At 64.7% G+C, this 15423-nt stretch carries 17 protein-coding genes and 2 pseudogenes; 11 read left to right on the top strand and 8 right to left on the bottom strand.

What is annotated here, in order from left to right; genetic code table 11:
* Positions 1-48: 48 nt before the first annotated feature.
* The 7 genes from ACNKFW_RS20485 to iolE all read right to left on the bottom strand — a co-directional run bounded on the left by ACNKFW_RS20485 (position 49) and on the right by iolE (position 6916).
* Positions 49-837: an ATP-binding cassette domain-containing protein gene (locus tag ACNKFW_RS20485; protein WP_024845704.1), complete on the bottom strand. Its 789-nt coding sequence runs from the start codon at positions 835-837 to the stop codon at positions 49-51.
* Between the two features lies 1 nt (position 838).
* Positions 839-1969: an ABC transporter permease gene (locus tag ACNKFW_RS20480; RefSeq protein ID WP_024845703.1), complete on the bottom strand. Its 1131-nt coding sequence runs from the start codon at positions 1967-1969 to the stop codon at positions 839-841.
* Positions 1970-2032: 63 nt separating this feature from the next.
* The gene (locus ACNKFW_RS20475; RefSeq protein WP_024845702.1) at positions 2033-2944 is read right to left on the bottom strand and encodes a sugar ABC transporter substrate-binding protein; all 912 of its coding nucleotides are present in this window, start codon (positions 2942-2944) and stop codon (positions 2033-2035) included.
* Between the two features lie 50 nt (positions 2945-2994).
* Entirely contained in the window at positions 2995-3789 is a 795-nt protein-coding gene (locus ACNKFW_RS20470; RefSeq protein WP_418025839.1) for an SDR family oxidoreductase, read from the bottom strand.
* Position 3790: 1 nt separating this feature from the next.
* Entirely contained in the window at positions 3791-4804 is a 1014-nt protein-coding gene (gene iolG, locus ACNKFW_RS20465; protein ID WP_418025837.1) for an inositol 2-dehydrogenase, read from the bottom strand.
* Positions 4801-5979 (bottom strand): Gfo/Idh/MocA family protein, encoded by a 1179-nt coding sequence (locus tag ACNKFW_RS20460; protein WP_024845699.1) that lies wholly within the window; start codon positions 5977-5979, stop codon positions 4801-4803. The genes iolG and ACNKFW_RS20460 overlap by 4 nt, the downstream gene beginning before the upstream one ends.
* Before the next feature lie 7 nt (positions 5980-5986).
* The gene (iolE, locus tag ACNKFW_RS20455) at positions 5987-6916 is read right to left on the bottom strand and encodes a myo-inosose-2 dehydratase (RefSeq protein WP_231000284.1); all 930 of its coding nucleotides are present in this window, start codon (positions 6914-6916) and stop codon (positions 5987-5989) included.
* Between the two features lie 91 nt (positions 6917-7007).
* On the opposite strand from iolE, the gene ACNKFW_RS20450 reads away from it, so the two are divergent.
* From ACNKFW_RS20450 to ACNKFW_RS20430, 5 genes and pseudogenes are all read left to right on the top strand, one after another.
* On the top strand, positions 7008-8042 hold the full coding sequence (locus tag ACNKFW_RS20450) for a LacI family DNA-binding transcriptional regulator (RefSeq protein ID WP_418025835.1): 1035 nt from the start codon (positions 7008-7010) through the stop codon (positions 8040-8042).
* Between the two features lie 147 nt (positions 8043-8189).
* Positions 8190-8441: pseudogene (locus ACNKFW_RS20445) on the top strand (DUF2200 family protein); the annotation flags it as partial.
* Between the two features lie 242 nt (positions 8442-8683).
* Positions 8684-9100, top strand: coding sequence for a hypothetical protein (locus tag ACNKFW_RS20440; protein WP_024845695.1), 417 nt, complete (start codon positions 8684-8686; stop codon positions 9098-9100).
* Positions 9101-9621: 521 nt separating this feature from the next.
* A pseudogene (locus ACNKFW_RS20435) lies at positions 9622-10310 on the top strand (DNA methyltransferase).
* Between the two features lie 76 nt (positions 10311-10386).
* Positions 10387-10677: a hypothetical protein gene (locus ACNKFW_RS20430; protein ID WP_333484227.1), complete on the top strand. Its 291-nt coding sequence runs from the start codon at positions 10387-10389 to the stop codon at positions 10675-10677.
* A 313-nt stretch (positions 10678-10990) separates the two neighbouring features.
* Here ACNKFW_RS20430 and ACNKFW_RS20425 read toward each other — a convergent pair whose 3' ends face one another.
* A complete protein-coding gene (locus tag ACNKFW_RS20425; protein WP_333484226.1) occupies positions 10991-11416 on the bottom strand; it encodes a VOC family protein in 426 nt (141 codons plus the stop codon).
* 902 nt (positions 11417-12318) lie between these two features.
* Here ACNKFW_RS20425 and ACNKFW_RS20420 point away from each other — a divergent pair.
* The 6 genes from ACNKFW_RS20420 to ACNKFW_RS20395 all read left to right on the top strand — a co-directional run bounded on the left by ACNKFW_RS20420 (position 12319) and on the right by ACNKFW_RS20395 (position 15161).
* A complete protein-coding gene (locus ACNKFW_RS20420) occupies positions 12319-12729 on the top strand; it encodes a single-stranded DNA-binding protein (RefSeq protein ID WP_418025832.1) in 411 nt (136 codons plus the stop codon).
* Between the two features lie 368 nt (positions 12730-13097).
* Positions 13098-13472, top strand: coding sequence for a hypothetical protein (locus tag ACNKFW_RS20415; RefSeq protein ID WP_418025830.1), 375 nt, complete (start codon positions 13098-13100; stop codon positions 13470-13472).
* A gap of 707 nt (positions 13473-14179) precedes the next feature.
* Complete coding sequence (locus tag ACNKFW_RS20410; RefSeq protein ID WP_418025828.1) at positions 14180-14383, top strand: hypothetical protein; 204 nt, start codon at positions 14180-14182, stop codon at positions 14381-14383.
* A 54-nt stretch (positions 14384-14437) separates the two neighbouring features.
* Complete coding sequence (locus tag ACNKFW_RS20405; RefSeq protein ID WP_418025827.1) at positions 14438-14647, top strand: hypothetical protein; 210 nt, start codon at positions 14438-14440, stop codon at positions 14645-14647.
* A gap of 98 nt (positions 14648-14745) precedes the next feature.
* The gene (locus ACNKFW_RS20400; protein WP_418025825.1) at positions 14746-14946 is read left to right on the top strand and encodes a hypothetical protein; all 201 of its coding nucleotides are present in this window, start codon (positions 14746-14748) and stop codon (positions 14944-14946) included.
* 47 nt (positions 14947-14993) lie between these two features.
* Complete coding sequence (locus tag ACNKFW_RS20395) at positions 14994-15161, top strand: hypothetical protein (protein WP_418025823.1); 168 nt, start codon at positions 14994-14996, stop codon at positions 15159-15161.
* The last annotated feature ends 262 nt before the right edge of the window (positions 15162-15423 follow it).

Here is a 15423-nt window from a genome sequence, read left to right as displayed (position 1 = left end):
GCTGCAGGCGGCGGCCGAGCCGCACCCGGACCGACAGTCGCATTCCGCTTACATCGCCTGAATGTCAGCCAGTTCCTTTTCGAGATCGCGCATCTCGACGCCCCCTGCCATCAGATGGCGGATATCCTCACCCGCGAGTTCGTCCCGACTGCCTTTCCCGATCACCTCGCCCAGGGCCAGAAAGGTGAAACGGTCCGCGACCAGTTTTGAATGAACTTCGTTATGAGTGATGAAGATGATGGCGATGTCGCCTCGTGCGCGCACCCGCATCATCGTCTTCAGCACTTCCATCTGCTGTTTCTGGCCAAGCGCCGATGTCGGCTCGTCCAGGATCAGCACCTTGGCACCGAAATAGATGGCGCGGGCGATGGCGAGGGTCTGTCGCTGGCCGCCGGACATGGTGCCGACGGCCTGCTGCGGGTCGGAAACATCGATGCCGATCTTGTTCATCTCGTCATGCGTGATCCGATCCATGTCGGCCATGCGCAAAGCCCCGAAAGGCCTGGGGCCGGTGTAAAGCTCGCGGCCCATGAAGAAGTTGCGGGTCACGCTCATCAGCGGATTCAGCGCCAGATCCTGATAAACCGTGCCGATACCCGCCTTGCTGGCATCGCGCGGCGAGCGGAAGCTGACAGGCTCGCCCTCCACGTAGATCTGCCCCTCGGTCGGCTGGTGAACACCGGACAGGAGACGGATCAGCGTGGATTTCCCGGCGCCATTGTCTCCGAGAAGCGCGTGGACCTCGCCTGCGTAGACTTCCAGATCGATGCCGTTGAGGGCGGTAAAGGGACCGAAACGCTTGACTAGCCGTTCGGTGCGAATGACGGGAGTCCTCATTTCAAAGCCCTCCGGTGATGCGCTTGCGCAGGTTCTCGTTGAGGAATACGGCCAGAAGCAGAACCGCGCCGACAAAGACCCGATAATAGCTGCCGTCGATGGCCGGAATGAAAAAGACGGCATTCGCGACCAACCCGAAGGTAATGGCACCGAAGACCACGCCCAGCACAGAGCCGAAGCCGCCGGTCATCAGCGTGCCTCCCACCACGGCGATGGCGATCGCCTCGAGTTCCTTGAGATTGCCCTTGGAGGCATCGGCGGTATTGGTTTCGAAAACCTGGCAGGCGGCGAAGATCGTGGCGGCGAAAGCGGTGAACATGAACAGAGCGATCCGCACCTTGTTGACCGGCACGCCATTGGCGCGGGCGCTTTCACGATTGTCGCCGGTCGCGAAGATCCAGTTGCCTGCCTGGGTGCGCGCCAGCACGAACCATGCGGCAAGCGCGATGACGATCCACCACATCACGCGTGCGTCGAAGCCAGTGACCCATTGTGCGCCGGCGCGATTGATGTTGCCGCCCAGCCAGAACCAGGCGTCATAGAACCAGCCGAATGTCTGCCCCCCGAACAGATCGGCGAACCAGCTTGTCTGCTTGTAGTCGGGCAGACCCGAGATCTGCGTCGAATTGTTTATGACGCGAAAGGCGACTTCGGTAACGCCCCGCAGGAAGAACAGGAACGCGAGGGTAACGATGAAACTGGACAGGCCCGACCTGACGACGATCGTCCCGATCAGCCAGCCGATGCCGAGAGTCATGACCAGGGTCAGCGCGAAGGCCGTGAAGGGCGTCGCCTCGCCCATGCCGAACGGAAGCCCCCATTTGAGCATCATCGTCATCGACATGCCGGCGAAGCCGATCATCGAGCCGATGGAAAGATCGAACTCGCCGGCGATCATCAGAAGGCAGGCGGCCGTCGCGATGATGCCGAACTGGGCGATGACCGCCATATTGTTCTTGAGGCCAAGCGGATTGAACGCCGTGCCGCCGCTTGCGATCGCGATCGCCGCGACCACCAGGATCATCACCGCGAAAGCGCCGATCTCCGGCCGTCTGGCCAGGCGCCGCAGTGTCCCACCCTTGTTCAGCCGGTCGGTTTCGCGTCTGCCGGCGGCGGCTTGTGTCTGTGTCATGGATTGCTCTCCTTCCTCCGTTTGGCAGGGGCAGCGCCAGAGCGTTGCCCCGCCTTGCCGCGCTCAGCGCGTTTCGCCCGCCAGGGCCTCGACGGCCTCGGCGTTGGACGCATCGACGAATCCGGGTCCGGAAGGAATGTTCGATCCCGGCAGCATCTGGGCGTTGGTGTTGTAGACATGCAGCAACGTCACCGGCATGTATCCCTGCAGATACTGCTGCTGGTCGATCGTGTAGGCCGCTCGGCCCTCCTTGATCAGGTTGATCACACCCGGCGTCAGGTCGAAGCAGGACAGGTGCACTTCCGCACCGACTTCGCGCACCGCGTCGGCCGCGGCTTCGCAGACATGCGGACCGACGGCGAGCAGCGCGTCGATCTCGGGATCGGCCTGAAGTGCGGCCGCGGTGCGCGTCTTGATCTGGGCGACATCGTTCGAAACGTCGATCATGTTCAGCGTCTGCCCGATCGCCTCGAAATAGCCCTCGCAGCGTTCCACCATCGGCGTGTTGAACGCCTCGTGATTGAGACACAGCGCCTTGTTCGCGCCCTCCGTCTTTGCCCTCTGGCCGGCCGCCTCTCCGGCAAGGCGCTCAGGCTGTCCGACATGCATGAGCGCGCCGACCTCCTGATAATGCTCAAGGCCGGAATTGATCGTGATGACGGGAATACCGCTTTCGGAGGCCGCTTTGATCGCGGGACCAAGCGCCGCCGCGTCCGGCAGCGAAACGATCAGCCCGTCCGGCTGGCTTGCCGTGGCCGATTCGATCAGGCGCGCCATGTCGGCCATATCGCCCGACGGTGCGAAGAGATGGTCGAATTCGGCTCCGACCGCCGTCGCCGCGTCACGCGCTCCACGCTCGACCACGGGCCAGAACGGATCGGTGCCCTGGGTATGCGTGATCAGGACATAACGTTCGGCATGCGCGGCCGCGGCCAGGGCCGTTACCGCAGTTGCCGCAAGAAGCACTTTCCTCATAAGGTTCTCCTCCCTGTCTTGAGGTGCCCCGAAGGGCGTCACATGCGGATCTATTCCGGATAGGAACCCGCGATGTTCTGGTCGTAGTCGATCAGGGCGCCGGTCATGACGCCCGCATCCGGGCTGAGCAGATAGCTCGCGAGCCCCGCAAGCTGATGCGGCTTGCACAGCTGGCCCATGGGCTGGGTAGCCTCCGCCCGCTCCAGCCAGCCGTCGGTCGCGCCGTGATACTTGCGTTGGGTGATGTCCTCGCCCGGCGTATCCATCCAGCCCGGCAGGATCGCGTTGCAGCGGATCCGGTCGAAGCGATAGGCGTTGGCGACGTTTTTGGTCAGCGTCGCCAAGGCGCCTTTCGAGGCCGAATAAGGGGCGAGATAGGACTGCCCGCAATGGGCACATTGCGACAGAATGTTGACGATCGAGCCGCCGCCGCCCTGCGCCTGCCGATGCCTGACGAAGCCCTGCATCAGGAAGAAGGGTGCGCGGGCGTTCGTGTCGAACATCTGGTCCCAGAGTTCGACCGAGGTATCGGTCAGGGTGCCACGTGCACCGAGTGCCGCCGCATTGACGAGTGCCGTCACGGTGCCGAAACGCCCGACTGCCGCATCAATCAGATCCAGGCAGGCCCGCGTGTCCTGCAGATCGATCGCGGTGAAAGCGGCATCCGCGCCGAGCGCGGCCAGTTCGGCCACCGCCTTTGCACCCTTCTCCGCATCGCGGCCGGCCAGCATCACCTTGCGGCAGCCTTCGGCCACCAATTGCCGCGCGATGGCAAGGCCGACGCCCTGTGCTCCACCGGTTACGACGGCCGCGGTATCCCTGTGGCGGGTATTCAGATCCGACATGTCAGAACTCCTGATCGGGGCCGGTAAGATGGATGGTCTTGCCCTGCTTCAACGAGGCGGTGGCCGCTTCGGCCAGATAGGCGGCCATCAGCCCGTCGATAGCGTTGACCGGCATATCGCGGCCCTCGCGTGCGCAGTCGAGAAACAGGCGGATCTCGGCAGTATAGGACGGGCCATAGCGTTCGAGGAAGAATTCGAGGATCGGCGCCGTGGTGCCGGGCGCATCCTTGGTATAGGTCGTGAAGCCGGACTGGCGCGGATTGTCCGAAACCAGCATTCCTTCCGCCCCGAAGGCTTCGATGCGCTGGTCGAAGCCAAAGGCGCAGCGGCGTGAATTCAGGATGGTGACGATGGTGCCGTCTTCGGCCAGCATGGTAACGCTGGCCGTATCGACATCGCCCAGCCTGCCGATCTCGGGATCCACGATGGATGATCCGTGCGCCGTAACCGAGACCATGTCCTTGCCGACGATGGACCGCGCCATGTCGAAATCGTGGATCATCATGTCGCGGAACAACCCGCCCGAGCGCGGCACATATTCCAGCGGTGGCGGAAACGGATCGCGGCTGGTGATGGTCAGTTGCTCCAGACGGCCGATGCGGCCGGCATGCACCCCGTCGCGCACAGAGGCATGACCTCGGTCGAAGCGGCGGTTGAAACCAAGAAAGACCTTGCGCGCCGCTGCTTCGCCGACGGTCGCGACGAATTCGCGGCTGGCGTCATAGCTGGAGGCCAGCGGCTTTTCGCACAGGACCGGCTTGCCGGTCTTTACCGCCTCATAGAGCAACTCGACATGGGTGTCCGAGGAGGTGGCGATCATGATCGCGTCCACCGCCGGATCGGCCATTGCCTCGACCGCCGAGGGCGCCGCCCGCGCGCCGGTGGAGGCGGCCAGCGCCTCTGCCGCCTCGAGGACCGGGTCGTAGATCGTGGCGATATGCGCATCCGCGCCGATGATCGAGGCGGCATGGACCCTTGCCATGCGTCCTGCCCCCATGATGGCGATGCCTGTCATGCCATGTCTCCGATGTTGATGCGACGATCCTCTGCGGCGGAGCGCTCCATTGCCGCGATGATCCGCTGGTTGTCGTAGCCGAAGCGAAAATCGGGAAAGCAGCCGTCCCGCCCCAGGATGCCCTGGATCAGGTCGTGCACCTCGATCACCTTGACATCGAAATAGCCAAGGCCGCCGCCGGCAAAATCGAAGCCGAAGAAGCCGTTGAACTGCTCGACCTGGCTGCCGGACAGCAGCGTCTTGAAGCCGCGGTCGTGCTTTTCATCGCTGTAGCGGGCGATCTTGAGTTCGTTGAACCGCTCGCCATCCATGACGATGGCACCCTCGGTGCCCGAAACCTCCCAATAGACGCCGAAGATCTTGCCCGCCGCGATGCGCGAGGATTCAATCGTTCCGCCCGCACCGTTGGCGAAGCGCACCAGCGCCTGGAACTGGTCCTCGTTCTCGACATCGAGCCGCCGACCGCTTGCATCCAGGCTGGCCCCATAGCCCGAGCCACCGCCCGGCGCCGGGCGCGTGGCGAAAAAGGTCTGTTCCTGCCCCGCGACGCTTTCGACATCGCCCATCAGGAACTGTGCCACGCTGATGACATGCGAGCCCAGATCGCCAAGCGAGCCCGAGCCCGCCTGATCGCGCGAGCAGCGCCAACTCCAGGGCATGTCCGGGTCGTTGAAGAAGCCCTGATCGAACCAGCCGCGGAACCGGGTCGGCGTGCCGATGTCGCCGCGCTCGATCAGCTTCTTCGCCAGCAAAGCCGCCGGAGTCTTGATGTTGTTGAAGGCCACCATGGTCTTGACGCCGCGCTTTTCCGCCGCCTCGACCAAGGCCTTCGCGTCTTCGAGCTTCACCGTCAGGGGCTTTTCGCAATAGACATGCTTGCCCGCCTCGATGGCCGCCATCGCCATCTCGACATGCATGGCGTTCGGCGTGGTGATATCCACCACGTCGATTTCGGGATCGGCGATCATCGCGCGCCAGTCGGCCGTCGCCGATCCGAAGCCGAAGCGCGCCGCCGCCGCATCCGCCAGCTCTTGCGTCGCATCGGCCAGCGTATGCAGCACTGGCACCGCCGGAAGGTCGCGATAGAGCAGGGCCGCGCGCCGGAAGGCGTCGGCATGCGCCTGTCCCATGAAGCCCGATCCGATCAGGCCGATGTTCAATGTCTTGCGGGTCATAATGTCCTCAGGCCCCGGCAAGGGCGGGTTTCAGGATGGTTTCGGTGACGAAGCGGTATGCGCGGGCGACCGTCGCGGCCGGCGGAGCCTTTTGCGGATCCTGCTCGGCCTCGACCACGAGCCAGCCTGAATAGGCGCCTTCCGACAGGAAGCCGGCCAGCGGACCATAATCGACCGCGCCGTCGCCCGGCACCGTGAACAATCCGGCGCGCACCGCATCGTTGAAGGACAGATCGCCGGTGCGGACGTCCGCGAGGATCTGCTCGCGCACATCCTTCAGATGGATGTGATTGATGCGGGGACCAAATTCCTTGATCAGCACCGCATAGTCATAGCCCGCCGCGAAGGCATGTCCGGTATCCAGCAGCAGTCCTACGGCCGGCCCGCTGGCCGACATGACCGCGCGGACCTCGTCCAGAGTTTCGGCCACCATCATCAGGTGATGGTGATAGGCCATGCCGAGCCCGAATTCGTCATGCAGCGCCTGGGCGAAGCGGGTCAGCCGTTCGCCATAGGCGGCCCATTCGTCCGCTCCAAGCCGCAGCCGATTGGACATTCCGATGTCGAGCGCCTTCTCCGGCATCCGGCCGCATTCGCCATAGACCATGATCGACACGCCGCATGCTTTCAGCAGGCTTGCGTGCTCGCGCACCGCTGCAATTTCTTCCTCGACCGTGCGGTCGGCCAGAAAACCGCTGTGCCATCCAGATACCAGATCAAGCCCGTGGCCCCCCAGCAAGCCCTTCAGAGCGGCGGGTTCCTTCGGGAAAATCCTGCTGAGTTCCACCCCTGCATAGCCCGTAGCAGATGCCTGCGTGAGACAGGTTTCGGCCGTCGTGTCCTTGCCGAGATCGTCAAGAACCTCGTTCACCCAAGACAGCGGGCTGACACCAAGACGCACGGATGACGTCGCCGAAAGCGGCGATTGCTCTCCCATTCGTTCCTCCTCCAACTTGATGAGTAGAACTTATCTGATGGGTAGAAGTCGATACAGTTGCATTTTGAAGGGAAACCTTCAAAGTGCTCCCATGACCAACCGAACCACACTGATCAAGATCGCCGAGGCCGCAGGTGTCAGCCTTTCCACCGTCGACCGGGTGGTGAACAGGCGCGGCGGCGTTTCCCCCAAAGCCGAGGCCAAAGTTCTGGAATGGGCAAGCAAACTGCACCTGGATCGCAAGATCTTCCGCAGCCATCTAAGAAACTTGCGCATTGCCGTGCTTATGCAGTCGCCGCACAATCCGTTTTACCAAGCGATGCGCGACGCATTCTCCGACCTCAGCTCCACGCTGGCCGATCTCAGCCTGACCTGTTTTCTGCACTACATCGACGTCACCGACATTCCTGCCACCCGAAAGAAGATCGAGGAGGTGGCCGAATCCTATGACGGGATCATTCTGACATGCCCGGACGACCCGCGCCTGTCCGATGCGCTGCGGCTGATCTCCGGCCGCGTGCCCGTCGTGACCCTGGTGACGGACCTGCCAAACAGCGGGCGCATTGCCTATGTCGGCCCGGACAACCGCCAGATGGGACGTGTCGTCGGCGAGTTGATGGGGCGCTTCATCGGTCCCGGCGGGGGAGATGTCGTCATCGTTCTGGGGATGCAGCGGATCAGCGGGCATGAGGAGCGTGAGATGGGATTCCGCTCGGTGCTGCGCGAGCGCTTTCCCGACTGTCGCATCGTGCTTTCGCTGGAGAGCGGCGAGGATCCCGCCCGCGCCGGCGAGGTCGTCGCGGCCGCCCTGAAAGGCCATCCGGAAATCCGGGGAATCTACAACGTTTCGGCAGGAAACGTCGCTATAGCCGGGACGATCGAGGAGATGGGCCTCGCCCAGAAAATCGTGATGATAACGCATGAACTCACACCATCCCGGCGACGTCTGCTGCGAGACGGTGTTCTCGACGCGATCATCGATCAAAATCCCCGGCAGGAGGCTCTGCGGGCGATCGAGGTGCTCGGACGGCATTTTCAGCGTGCTGAGCCAAAGGGTTCCGAGACCGAACATACGCCGTTCGACATTTTCATTCGCGAGAACTGTCCGGCTTTGGATCCCGGTTAAGTCCTTTCATAGGGTTGCTCGATGGGGGCGTCCGACGGCTGAAGAATCGGCTCTCGATCGGGTTTGCGGAACATGGTCGCCGTCCATACGACGGCAGGGTGGTGATACGCGGGACAAACAAGGCGAACGGGTCGCTATTCAGCCACGTTGATCCTGTGGCTGACCGGCTACGGCCCGGAGGAACTGGCGGCTCGGTTGGCAGACCGGACGGATTTCGAGACCTTCTTCGCCGATGCCCCGCGCATGAGCCCGGCGCGCTCGCGGATCAAGGGTGTGGTCTGTGGCGTCCGCGTGGAGGAGGTCGAGAATCCGCTCATGCGGGAGATCCGCTATCTGGACAAGCTGATCGACGAACTGGCCAAGGGGAAGCCGATGGAGAAGATCCTGCGGGACAGTTGAGTCAGCCGCTGGCGGGGGTGCCGCTGCGAAGGGCCCGGCGGCTTGTCGCCGGCCAGCCGGCATTCTCGGCAGCTATCCGCATCATCTCCTAAGCTCTCCGCCTGTCTGCTTGACCCGTCGCCGGGTGTTGGGAATGCTGTTTTTCGCAGCAACGGCGTAATGAACCCTGGTCGCAGGCTGAGCGCATTATCTTCTGGCAGCCTGTCGTGCACGATCCCCGATCCTCTTGGTCCGGAGGCTCCATGACCCTGATCCTGCTCGCCATCATGCTCACCGCCGTCGCCTGCGTGATCGCCTGGTATCTCGCCATCTACGCGCTGCCGGTGATGGTTTTTGTCGAGACGTTCAGCTTCATCCACGCGGCTGAGACCGGGTTCCTGCTCTCCGTCCTTGCCGCGGCTGCCGCCGCGCTGCTTTCCGTGGGGCTGGTGCTTCTGGTGCTGTTCAAGGCGAAGAGCCCGCTCCTCTGCCTGACCGCCCGGGCCGTCTTCGTGATCCCGGCGATGATCGCTGGCTATGCTCTCGTGCATGGAGTCACCCATACCGCCATCGACTCCGTCATTGCGCTGAAGCTGCTTTGCGGCACCGCTGGGCTGGTCACCGGCATCGCCGCGCTGATCAATCTGAACGGTTTCGGGGAACTGGCGCCGCAAGCCTGATCCGAGGCTGTTTGGTGGTTGTTGGCGATATTGTTCCGCCACTTGCTGCAAGGCAGGGTTCACCGGATCGGCCTCGAAAGTCAGTACTTCCTCCTAGCCCGTTCAGCCGACACCGGCCATTTTGCTTTGACCTAATGTGATCCGCGCGCCGGGCGCGGATCGCGCCTGCCCATCAGCCGTGCCGGGGGCTCGACCGGGCTGTGCCCGGCTCACCCCCGGCCCGAAGACTTTCCCGTTTCCTTGGATTTGTCCGCCACGCATCCGCCTGTCTGGCCGTCAAAGGGCAGGCGCCGCCCGGGGGCGTCGTCGGGGCGCAGGGCCGTGTCCTCGCCTGCGGCTGCGGGCCGCCCCACCCCTGCGCCCCGACCCATGACCGCCAGCCATGCGGCCGCGGGTCGGGCTGCGCCCTCACCGCTCTGCCTCCGGGGAAACATGCGTTTCCCGAAGTCAGACCGGCGAGGCGCGGCCCATCGGCGGAACAGGGCAAGGACCCTCCGCCCCGAACCCGAAAGGACAGAGACATGACCGGCAAGACCAGCACCCCCCGCAACCTTGTCATCAACGCCGATTGCACCCTAGCGATGCAGGCTTTCGGCAGCGGCTCGGTGGATTTCATCCTGACCGATCCGCCCTATGTGACCCGCTTCCGCGACCGGCAGGGCCGCACCGTCGCCAACGACGACAACGCCCGCTGGCTGCGCCCGGCCTTCGCCCGGCCTTCGCCCAGATGCACCGGGTTCTGAAGCAGGGCGGTTTCTGCGTCAGCTTCTACGGCTGGAACAAGGTGGATCTGTTCGTGGAGGCGTGGAAGGCGGCGGGCTTCCGCATCGTCGGGCATCTGGTGTTCCGCAAGCGTTACGCCTCATCCACCCGGTTCCTGCGCTACGAGCATGAGCAGGCCTATCTGCTGGCGAAGGGCGACCCGGTGCTTCCCGCCCGTCCGGTCCCCGATGTGCTGGACTTCCCCTATACCGGCAACAAGCTGCACCCGACCCAGAAGCCGGTTGCCGCGTTGCGCAAGCTGATCGGGGCCTTCACGAAGCCCGGCGATCTGGTGCTGGACCCGTTCAGCGGCAGCGGCTCGACCCTGGCGGCGGCGCATCTGCTGGGCCGCGATTGGCTCGGGGTTGAGTTGGACGTTGAGCATTACCGCACCACCGGCAAGCGGATGGCGGCCTTGCAAGAGCGGGACCGGAAGGCGGCGGCATAGGCCAGCCTCGCAACCCAAGGGCGCCCGTCCCCGAGGCGGGCGCCGCACCCCACAGCTTCAACGAAAGGATTTCGACATGCGTTGGATTGTCACGAAGGACCATCACGGCGGTTGCATCGGACTCGGCGAGGATGTCGACGGCGCTCCCGCACGCGGCACCCCCGAAGATGGCGACGCCCTGCCGGTAGAGTTCCGGCTTTATACCGCGCGCGGCAAGCTACTGTTCGAGGGCCGGTGCGGTGACATCGCGGCCGACTGGTGGCACGGCATGGAACCTCTGCTTTACGCCTGGGCCACCTTCCGTTGCCGCCGGCTGACCTGGCGCCGGGCCGGGACGGATGAACCATGGTGGCCGCTGCGCCCATAGGTCAGTCCCCCGACCGAAACAGCATAGCCGCCGATCCGATGGACCGGCGGCCGTCGCGCGTGCGAGGCGCAGGGCGCGGCAGAAAATCGCGCTCGCCGGGCATGGCCCGGCTCGCCAGACAAGGCGAAGGCATCGGCAGACGCGCACAGGGTTGATGCGGCAGGCGCGAACGGCGCGGCATGATCCGGACGGGCGGAGACGCCATATATCGGAGCACGGCCGGATCATGCCGGAGGCGAGGACGAGTGATGCCGCGAGGAATCCAGAGCGGCCACTGGTCCCAATCAGGGGCCAGCGGCTCCCGGGGGGATGCTCAATGGCCCGTCGGAAGCAGCTCCGGATTCCAGACGATTTCCCACAGATGTCCGTCGGGATCGCGAAAATAGCCGGCATAGCCACCGTAGAACGTGTTTTGCGCGGGTTTGACGACCCCGGCGCCTGCCCGAACCGCCGCCTCCATGATCTGATCGACTTCTTCCCGCCGCATGACATTGTGGCCGATGGTGAAGGCGGTCGGACTGACCGGCCGCATCGGCAATCCGGTATCGTGGGAGATGTCGGCCTGCGCCCAGAGCGCGAGTTTCAGGCCGCCGGAAAGGTCAAAGAACGCCACCGCGCCATGCTCGAATTCCTGGCCGATGATGCCTTTCGTGGGCAGCCCAAGGCCGTCGCGGTAGAAGGAAAGCGAGCGTTCGAGATCGGCGACGCCGAGTGTCAGAACGGAAACCCTGGGTTTCATGTCATGCCCTTTCTATCGGCGCCTGCACCGCGCAGGGCCTTGATAGTCTTGGGCCGTCGCCAGCAACGGAAGGACCCGCAGGGCGCGGGGCCCGGGCCAACCTTCCCGAGCCTAACCTGTTTCAGACCGGCAAATGATAGGCCGGGTGCCACAGGCGGTCAACGGTGCCGGTATCCCGCCTTGCGCCCGCGATCTGCCGCGCCCACGGAAAACCTAACGGCTGCAACCGTCCGGCCTCTTGCCCCCGCAAGCGGAATGTCGTCGCCAACGAACCGGCCCCCGTCGTCTTCGTTCCCGGCCTGCCGCGCCCGGCACCGAAATCCGACCCGCCGAGAACCCCGCAGCCGTAGCGGCTCTCGCCTCCCACATCCTGCCATTCCGTGCCGTGAATGCCGCCGCGATACGACCGGCTTCCTGACCGCCCCACAATATCGCCCGACGATCCAACCCAGGACCCATGAGGTGGCAGCCATGCCATTCCGCGCCCCCGGCCCGACAGCCTGATCCTTCCCGTCCCGAACGCCCCGGCCTTCCGGCGGCGGTCGCGATGGTGACCAGCAAGGGAAAGCGAAGCGGCACCGCCGCGGATGGTGCGGATTCCGGGGCCTTTGCCGACAGGACGGCACCGGCGAGAACGCCGCCGTTCTGCGATTTGTCCCCGTCATGCCCCCGGACGCACCAATTCCTCCGCCTGTCCGATCCCCTAACTCCGTACGGTTTTCACCGGCAACCCCCAAGGCTCCGGACCGTGTTGCCGCGCCGGGCGCGGCTGCCCGCCCCACTCCGAAGCATTGCGGGCAAGCTGCCGCCCGAGGAGGCGTCAGTTGCAGGTGCCTCCCGACGGACTTTCCCGGGTCTCGTCGGAGGGAATGGTCCCTCCGGAGAAGCAACGGAGACAGACAATGCAGAACATCGTCATCCTCGCCGGCACCATCCGCCAGGCCCCCGAAACCCGCACCACCCGCACCGGCACCGATGTCACCCGCTTCAAGCTGGTCACCGCGCGCCCGCGCTATTCGGAAGGCCGGATCGTGCGCGACGAGAACGGCTATCGGGTCGAGGACGCGGAATGGCACCGCGTCGTCGCCTTCAATGGCCTGGGCCGGACCATCCGGCAGTATTGCGAATCCGGCATGAAGGTCCTGGTGCGCGGCCGCATCCACTACACGAAATGGCAGGATGCGGACGGCAATGACCGCTACGGCTGCGAGATCGTCGCCGAGACGGTGGATTTCCTCAGCCGGACGCCGCAGACCGATAGCGACGACGAGGACGAAGGCCGGTTCATCGACGAAGACGACATTTCCTCCTGAGCGGGAGGCCAGAGGCCCGGCGGTTGCAGCCGCCGGGTTTTCCCATGTCCGCACCGGATCGCCCTGAGACTGCGCGGGCAAGAGAAGGCTTCCCGTCCGGATCGACCGGCCGGGAAGCCTCCGGCGGGGTCACCCCTCCGGACCTCCCCGGTTTTAAATGTCTCCTTTCGGTCTCTGTCGTCCGGAGGTTTGCACCTGCCGCTGCGGAGTCGAGGATGAGCGGTCCCCCCAATTTCCAACCGCCGCCCAGGGGCGGCGCCATGAAATCGGTTCCCCCACTCGCCGCCAAAGGCGGTCGCTTCGCGATCCCCGACACCTTGCGGCGACGGTGCTGCCTCCTCCCGTCAGAGACCGAAAGGAGACACGACATGACCACCCGCACGCACAGCCCCATCGACCCCGGCAACCCGGCCTACTGGCGCGACCGGCAGCGCGGCTTCCGCCTGATCCGCGACGCCGAACTGGCCGCGCAGCGTCTCGCCGAGGCGCCGATGTACCTGCATGGCGGCTACGACGAGGACGGCGACGTGATCGCGGTCGAGAACCTGGAGCCGCACGACGACCTGGAAGCCGCGATCCGCGCCGTCGAGGCCGACCCGACTGCCGTCGGCATCCTCGCCGCCCAGGGCCGCAGCCGCATCGGCGGATACGCCATCGGGGCCGTCATCCGAGAACTCGACGGCACGGCCCGCTTCGCCGAGGATCCGGCGCGCAACCCGCTCTGGGGACCGGACACCGACTGAGCCCCGCAGGAGGCGGCCCCCGGCCGCCTTCCGCTTCCGCACCGCCAGCCGAAGCGCCGGCGGCCGGATTGACCGGCCGCCGGCGCTGATGAAAGGGGGCGTGCCGCCCCCTCTCAATCTCACCCCATGAAGGGGCAGGGCAAGCCCCGCCCCCTCAAACACCCCCACCCCAAGGGAGGGGAAAACCCCTCCCTTGAACCCTCCCATGGGGAAGGGAGACGGTTCCCTCCTCCCTTCCCCAAACCCCATCCCTCTCCCTGAACAGGGAAAACACGGGCTTGAGAAAAGCGGCTGGGGATAGAAGCAGCGCCACCGATGGGTTTGGCATGACCGTCGGCGCGTGGGCGGGAACGGCGCATTTTGCTTCAGAGCGAAATGGGAAACCGGTGTCCACTAGCGAAACGGGTGGACACCGATGGGCACGTCGGCTGTCGGGAGCGACATGCGGCGGGAAACGCAGCTGCCGGCCCAAGCCGAAAGGGCTGCAGTGAGATCGACGGCCACGGAAAAGAGTCACGAGCCTCGCTAACAAGCTGAAAATAATGGATAAAACGCGACAATCCGCTTGCACTAGAGCCTTGTTTTTGCTAGACTATTCTTGAGGCGTGGAGGTGGTCGAAACCCGACGGCGCCATGCTCCCCGCAACGCGGGGTCGGGGTGGTGGAAGGGGCCGGATGGATCGGCCCCGGAAGCCGGAGACAAGCCCATGCATACCGCGACATTCGAGATCAACATCCCCAGCAACCCGCTGGCCGGCCGCATCAACCTCGAGGACATCGAGATGGGCATGGATGCCGATGCCGGGGTCAAGGCCCGCGCCAGCCGCGACAGCATGATCCTGACGGTTTGCGTTGCAGCGACAGACGCCCCGGACGCTGCCAACTGGCTGCGGAAGGCGGGCCTGATCTGAATCCGCCAGCGGAAACGCCAGGAACGGCGCGCGCATAAGCCGAGGAGAACCGTCATGACCACCGCCAAGATCATCATCCCCTTCGCCGCCGCTCGCGCCGCCGCGACAAAGGCGGGCTGGCCGGTCGACGCATGCTCGACCGCATGGCTGGAAAGCAGGATCGACGCAGTTTTTTCACGGAAAAGGAACGGCGACATCAAGGTCGAAGTCGAGATCGAGCACCTGCCGACCATGGCCCAGCTGGTCCACGATGCCATCGCCTAACCGCCACCGGCGGAAACAGCCCGGCCCCGCCATCGCGGGGCTCGCGGCAGTAGCAGAGGCTGAACGGTTCAGCGCCACGCCCAGGCAGGAGAACGACCATGACCTCCGAAACCGAAACCACCGCCCTCGCCGCGAAGATCCATGCCGAAAGCGAATTCGGCTTCGACCGCAACGATATCCACGAAGCCCTGGAACTGCTCGGCCAGATGGTCGAATACGGCGCCACCACCGCAGCGGAAATCGAGGCATTCCTCCGCGTGCGCCGCGTGCAGTACGAGGCCGACCTCGCCAGCGACTGACGCCGCCAGCGGAAAAGGAGACCTCGCAACCGGACCGGAGAACAACCATGAACCGCCCGACCACCGTGACCGAACTGATCGCCGAAGCCGCCAATGCCCTGATCCGTCGCGACCCGTACCGGCTTGAGGAACTGGCTCAGATCATCCTCCTGCAGGCGATGGCCGAGGCCGCCGATCTCCTCCTCGACACCCCGAGCGAGATCGAGAGCGCCTGATACCGCGAGCGGAAATCGGACCGGCCCCGCAGTTCCCGGCAAGCTCACTCCCGCAGGAAGCCCGGTCCACGTCAAAGGTCGCGTTTCCAATGGAAGGGACGGTTCTCTCCTTCCTCGGAGTCATCCTGCTCTCGGAAGGGTCGCGCACTTCCGGAAACTTCTCGACCAGTTCGGCCAATGCGAATCAGCATTTGGCGCCCAACCCGCAAAAACCCGTGATGGCGGCAACGAGGGGGTGGTTTTCCTGACACGGAACGACTAA

The organism is Paracoccus sp. TD-10, assembly GCF_048270675.1.
GTDB lineage: Bacteria > Pseudomonadota > Alphaproteobacteria > Rhodobacterales > Rhodobacteraceae > Paracoccus > Paracoccus pantotrophus.
The sequence above is the reverse complement of the archived record's forward strand: the minus strand, read 5'-3'. Positions and strand labels throughout refer to the sequence as shown.

What these genes read in the sequence shown, in the direction of transcription:
- ACNKFW_RS20395 (WP_418025823.1), top strand. Translation starts at nt 14,994, where the DNA reads ATGAACCGCCCGACCACCGTGACCGAACTGATCGCCGAAGCCGCCAAT.
- ACNKFW_RS20415 (WP_418025830.1), top strand. Translation starts at nt 13,098, where the DNA reads ATGACCACCCGCACGCACAGCCCCATCGACCCCGGCAACCCGGCCTAC.
- ACNKFW_RS20430 (WP_333484227.1), top strand. Translation starts at nt 10,387, where the DNA reads ATGCGTTGGATTGTCACGAAGGACCATCACGGCGGTTGCATCGGACTC.
- ACNKFW_RS20400 (WP_418025825.1), top strand. Translation starts at nt 14,746, where the DNA reads ATGACCTCCGAAACCGAAACCACCGCCCTCGCCGCGAAGATCCATGCC.
- ACNKFW_RS20450 (WP_418025835.1), top strand. Translation starts at nt 7,008, where the DNA reads ATGACCAACCGAACCACACTGATCAAGATCGCCGAGGCCGCAGGTGTC.
- ACNKFW_RS20425 (WP_333484226.1), bottom strand. Translation starts at nt 11,416, where the DNA reads ATGAAACCCAGGGTTTCCGTTCTGACACTCGGCGTCGCCGATCTCGAA.
- ACNKFW_RS20405 (WP_418025827.1), top strand. Translation starts at nt 14,438, where the DNA reads ATGACCACCGCCAAGATCATCATCCCCTTCGCCGCCGCTCGCGCCGCC.
- iolG (WP_418025837.1), bottom strand. Translation starts at nt 4,804, where the DNA reads ATGACAGGCATCGCCATCATGGGGGCAGGACGCATGGCAAGGGTCCAT.
- ACNKFW_RS20475 (WP_024845702.1), bottom strand. Translation starts at nt 2,944, where the DNA reads ATGAGGAAAGTGCTTCTTGCGGCAACTGCGGTAACGGCCCTGGCCGCG.
- ACNKFW_RS20440 (WP_024845695.1), top strand. Translation starts at nt 8,684, where the DNA reads ATGACCCTGATCCTGCTCGCCATCATGCTCACCGCCGTCGCCTGCGTG.
- ACNKFW_RS20480 (WP_024845703.1), bottom strand. Translation starts at nt 1,969, where the DNA reads ATGACACAGACACAAGCCGCCGCCGGCAGACGCGAAACCGACCGGCTG.
- ACNKFW_RS20485 (WP_024845704.1), bottom strand. Translation starts at nt 837, where the DNA reads ATGAGGACTCCCGTCATTCGCACCGAACGGCTAGTCAAGCGTTTCGGT.
- ACNKFW_RS20470 (WP_418025839.1), bottom strand. Translation starts at nt 3,789, where the DNA reads ATGTCGGATCTGAATACCCGCCACAGGGATACCGCGGCCGTCGTAACC.
- iolE (WP_231000284.1), bottom strand. Translation starts at nt 6,916, where the DNA reads ATGGGAGAGCAATCGCCGCTTTCGGCGACGTCATCCGTGCGTCTTGGT.
- ACNKFW_RS20460 (WP_024845699.1), bottom strand. Translation starts at nt 5,979, where the DNA reads ATGACCCGCAAGACATTGAACATCGGCCTGATCGGATCGGGCTTCATG.
- ACNKFW_RS20420 (WP_418025832.1), top strand. Translation starts at nt 12,319, where the DNA reads ATGCAGAACATCGTCATCCTCGCCGGCACCATCCGCCAGGCCCCCGAA.
- ACNKFW_RS20410 (WP_418025828.1), top strand. Translation starts at nt 14,180, where the DNA reads ATGCATACCGCGACATTCGAGATCAACATCCCCAGCAACCCGCTGGCC.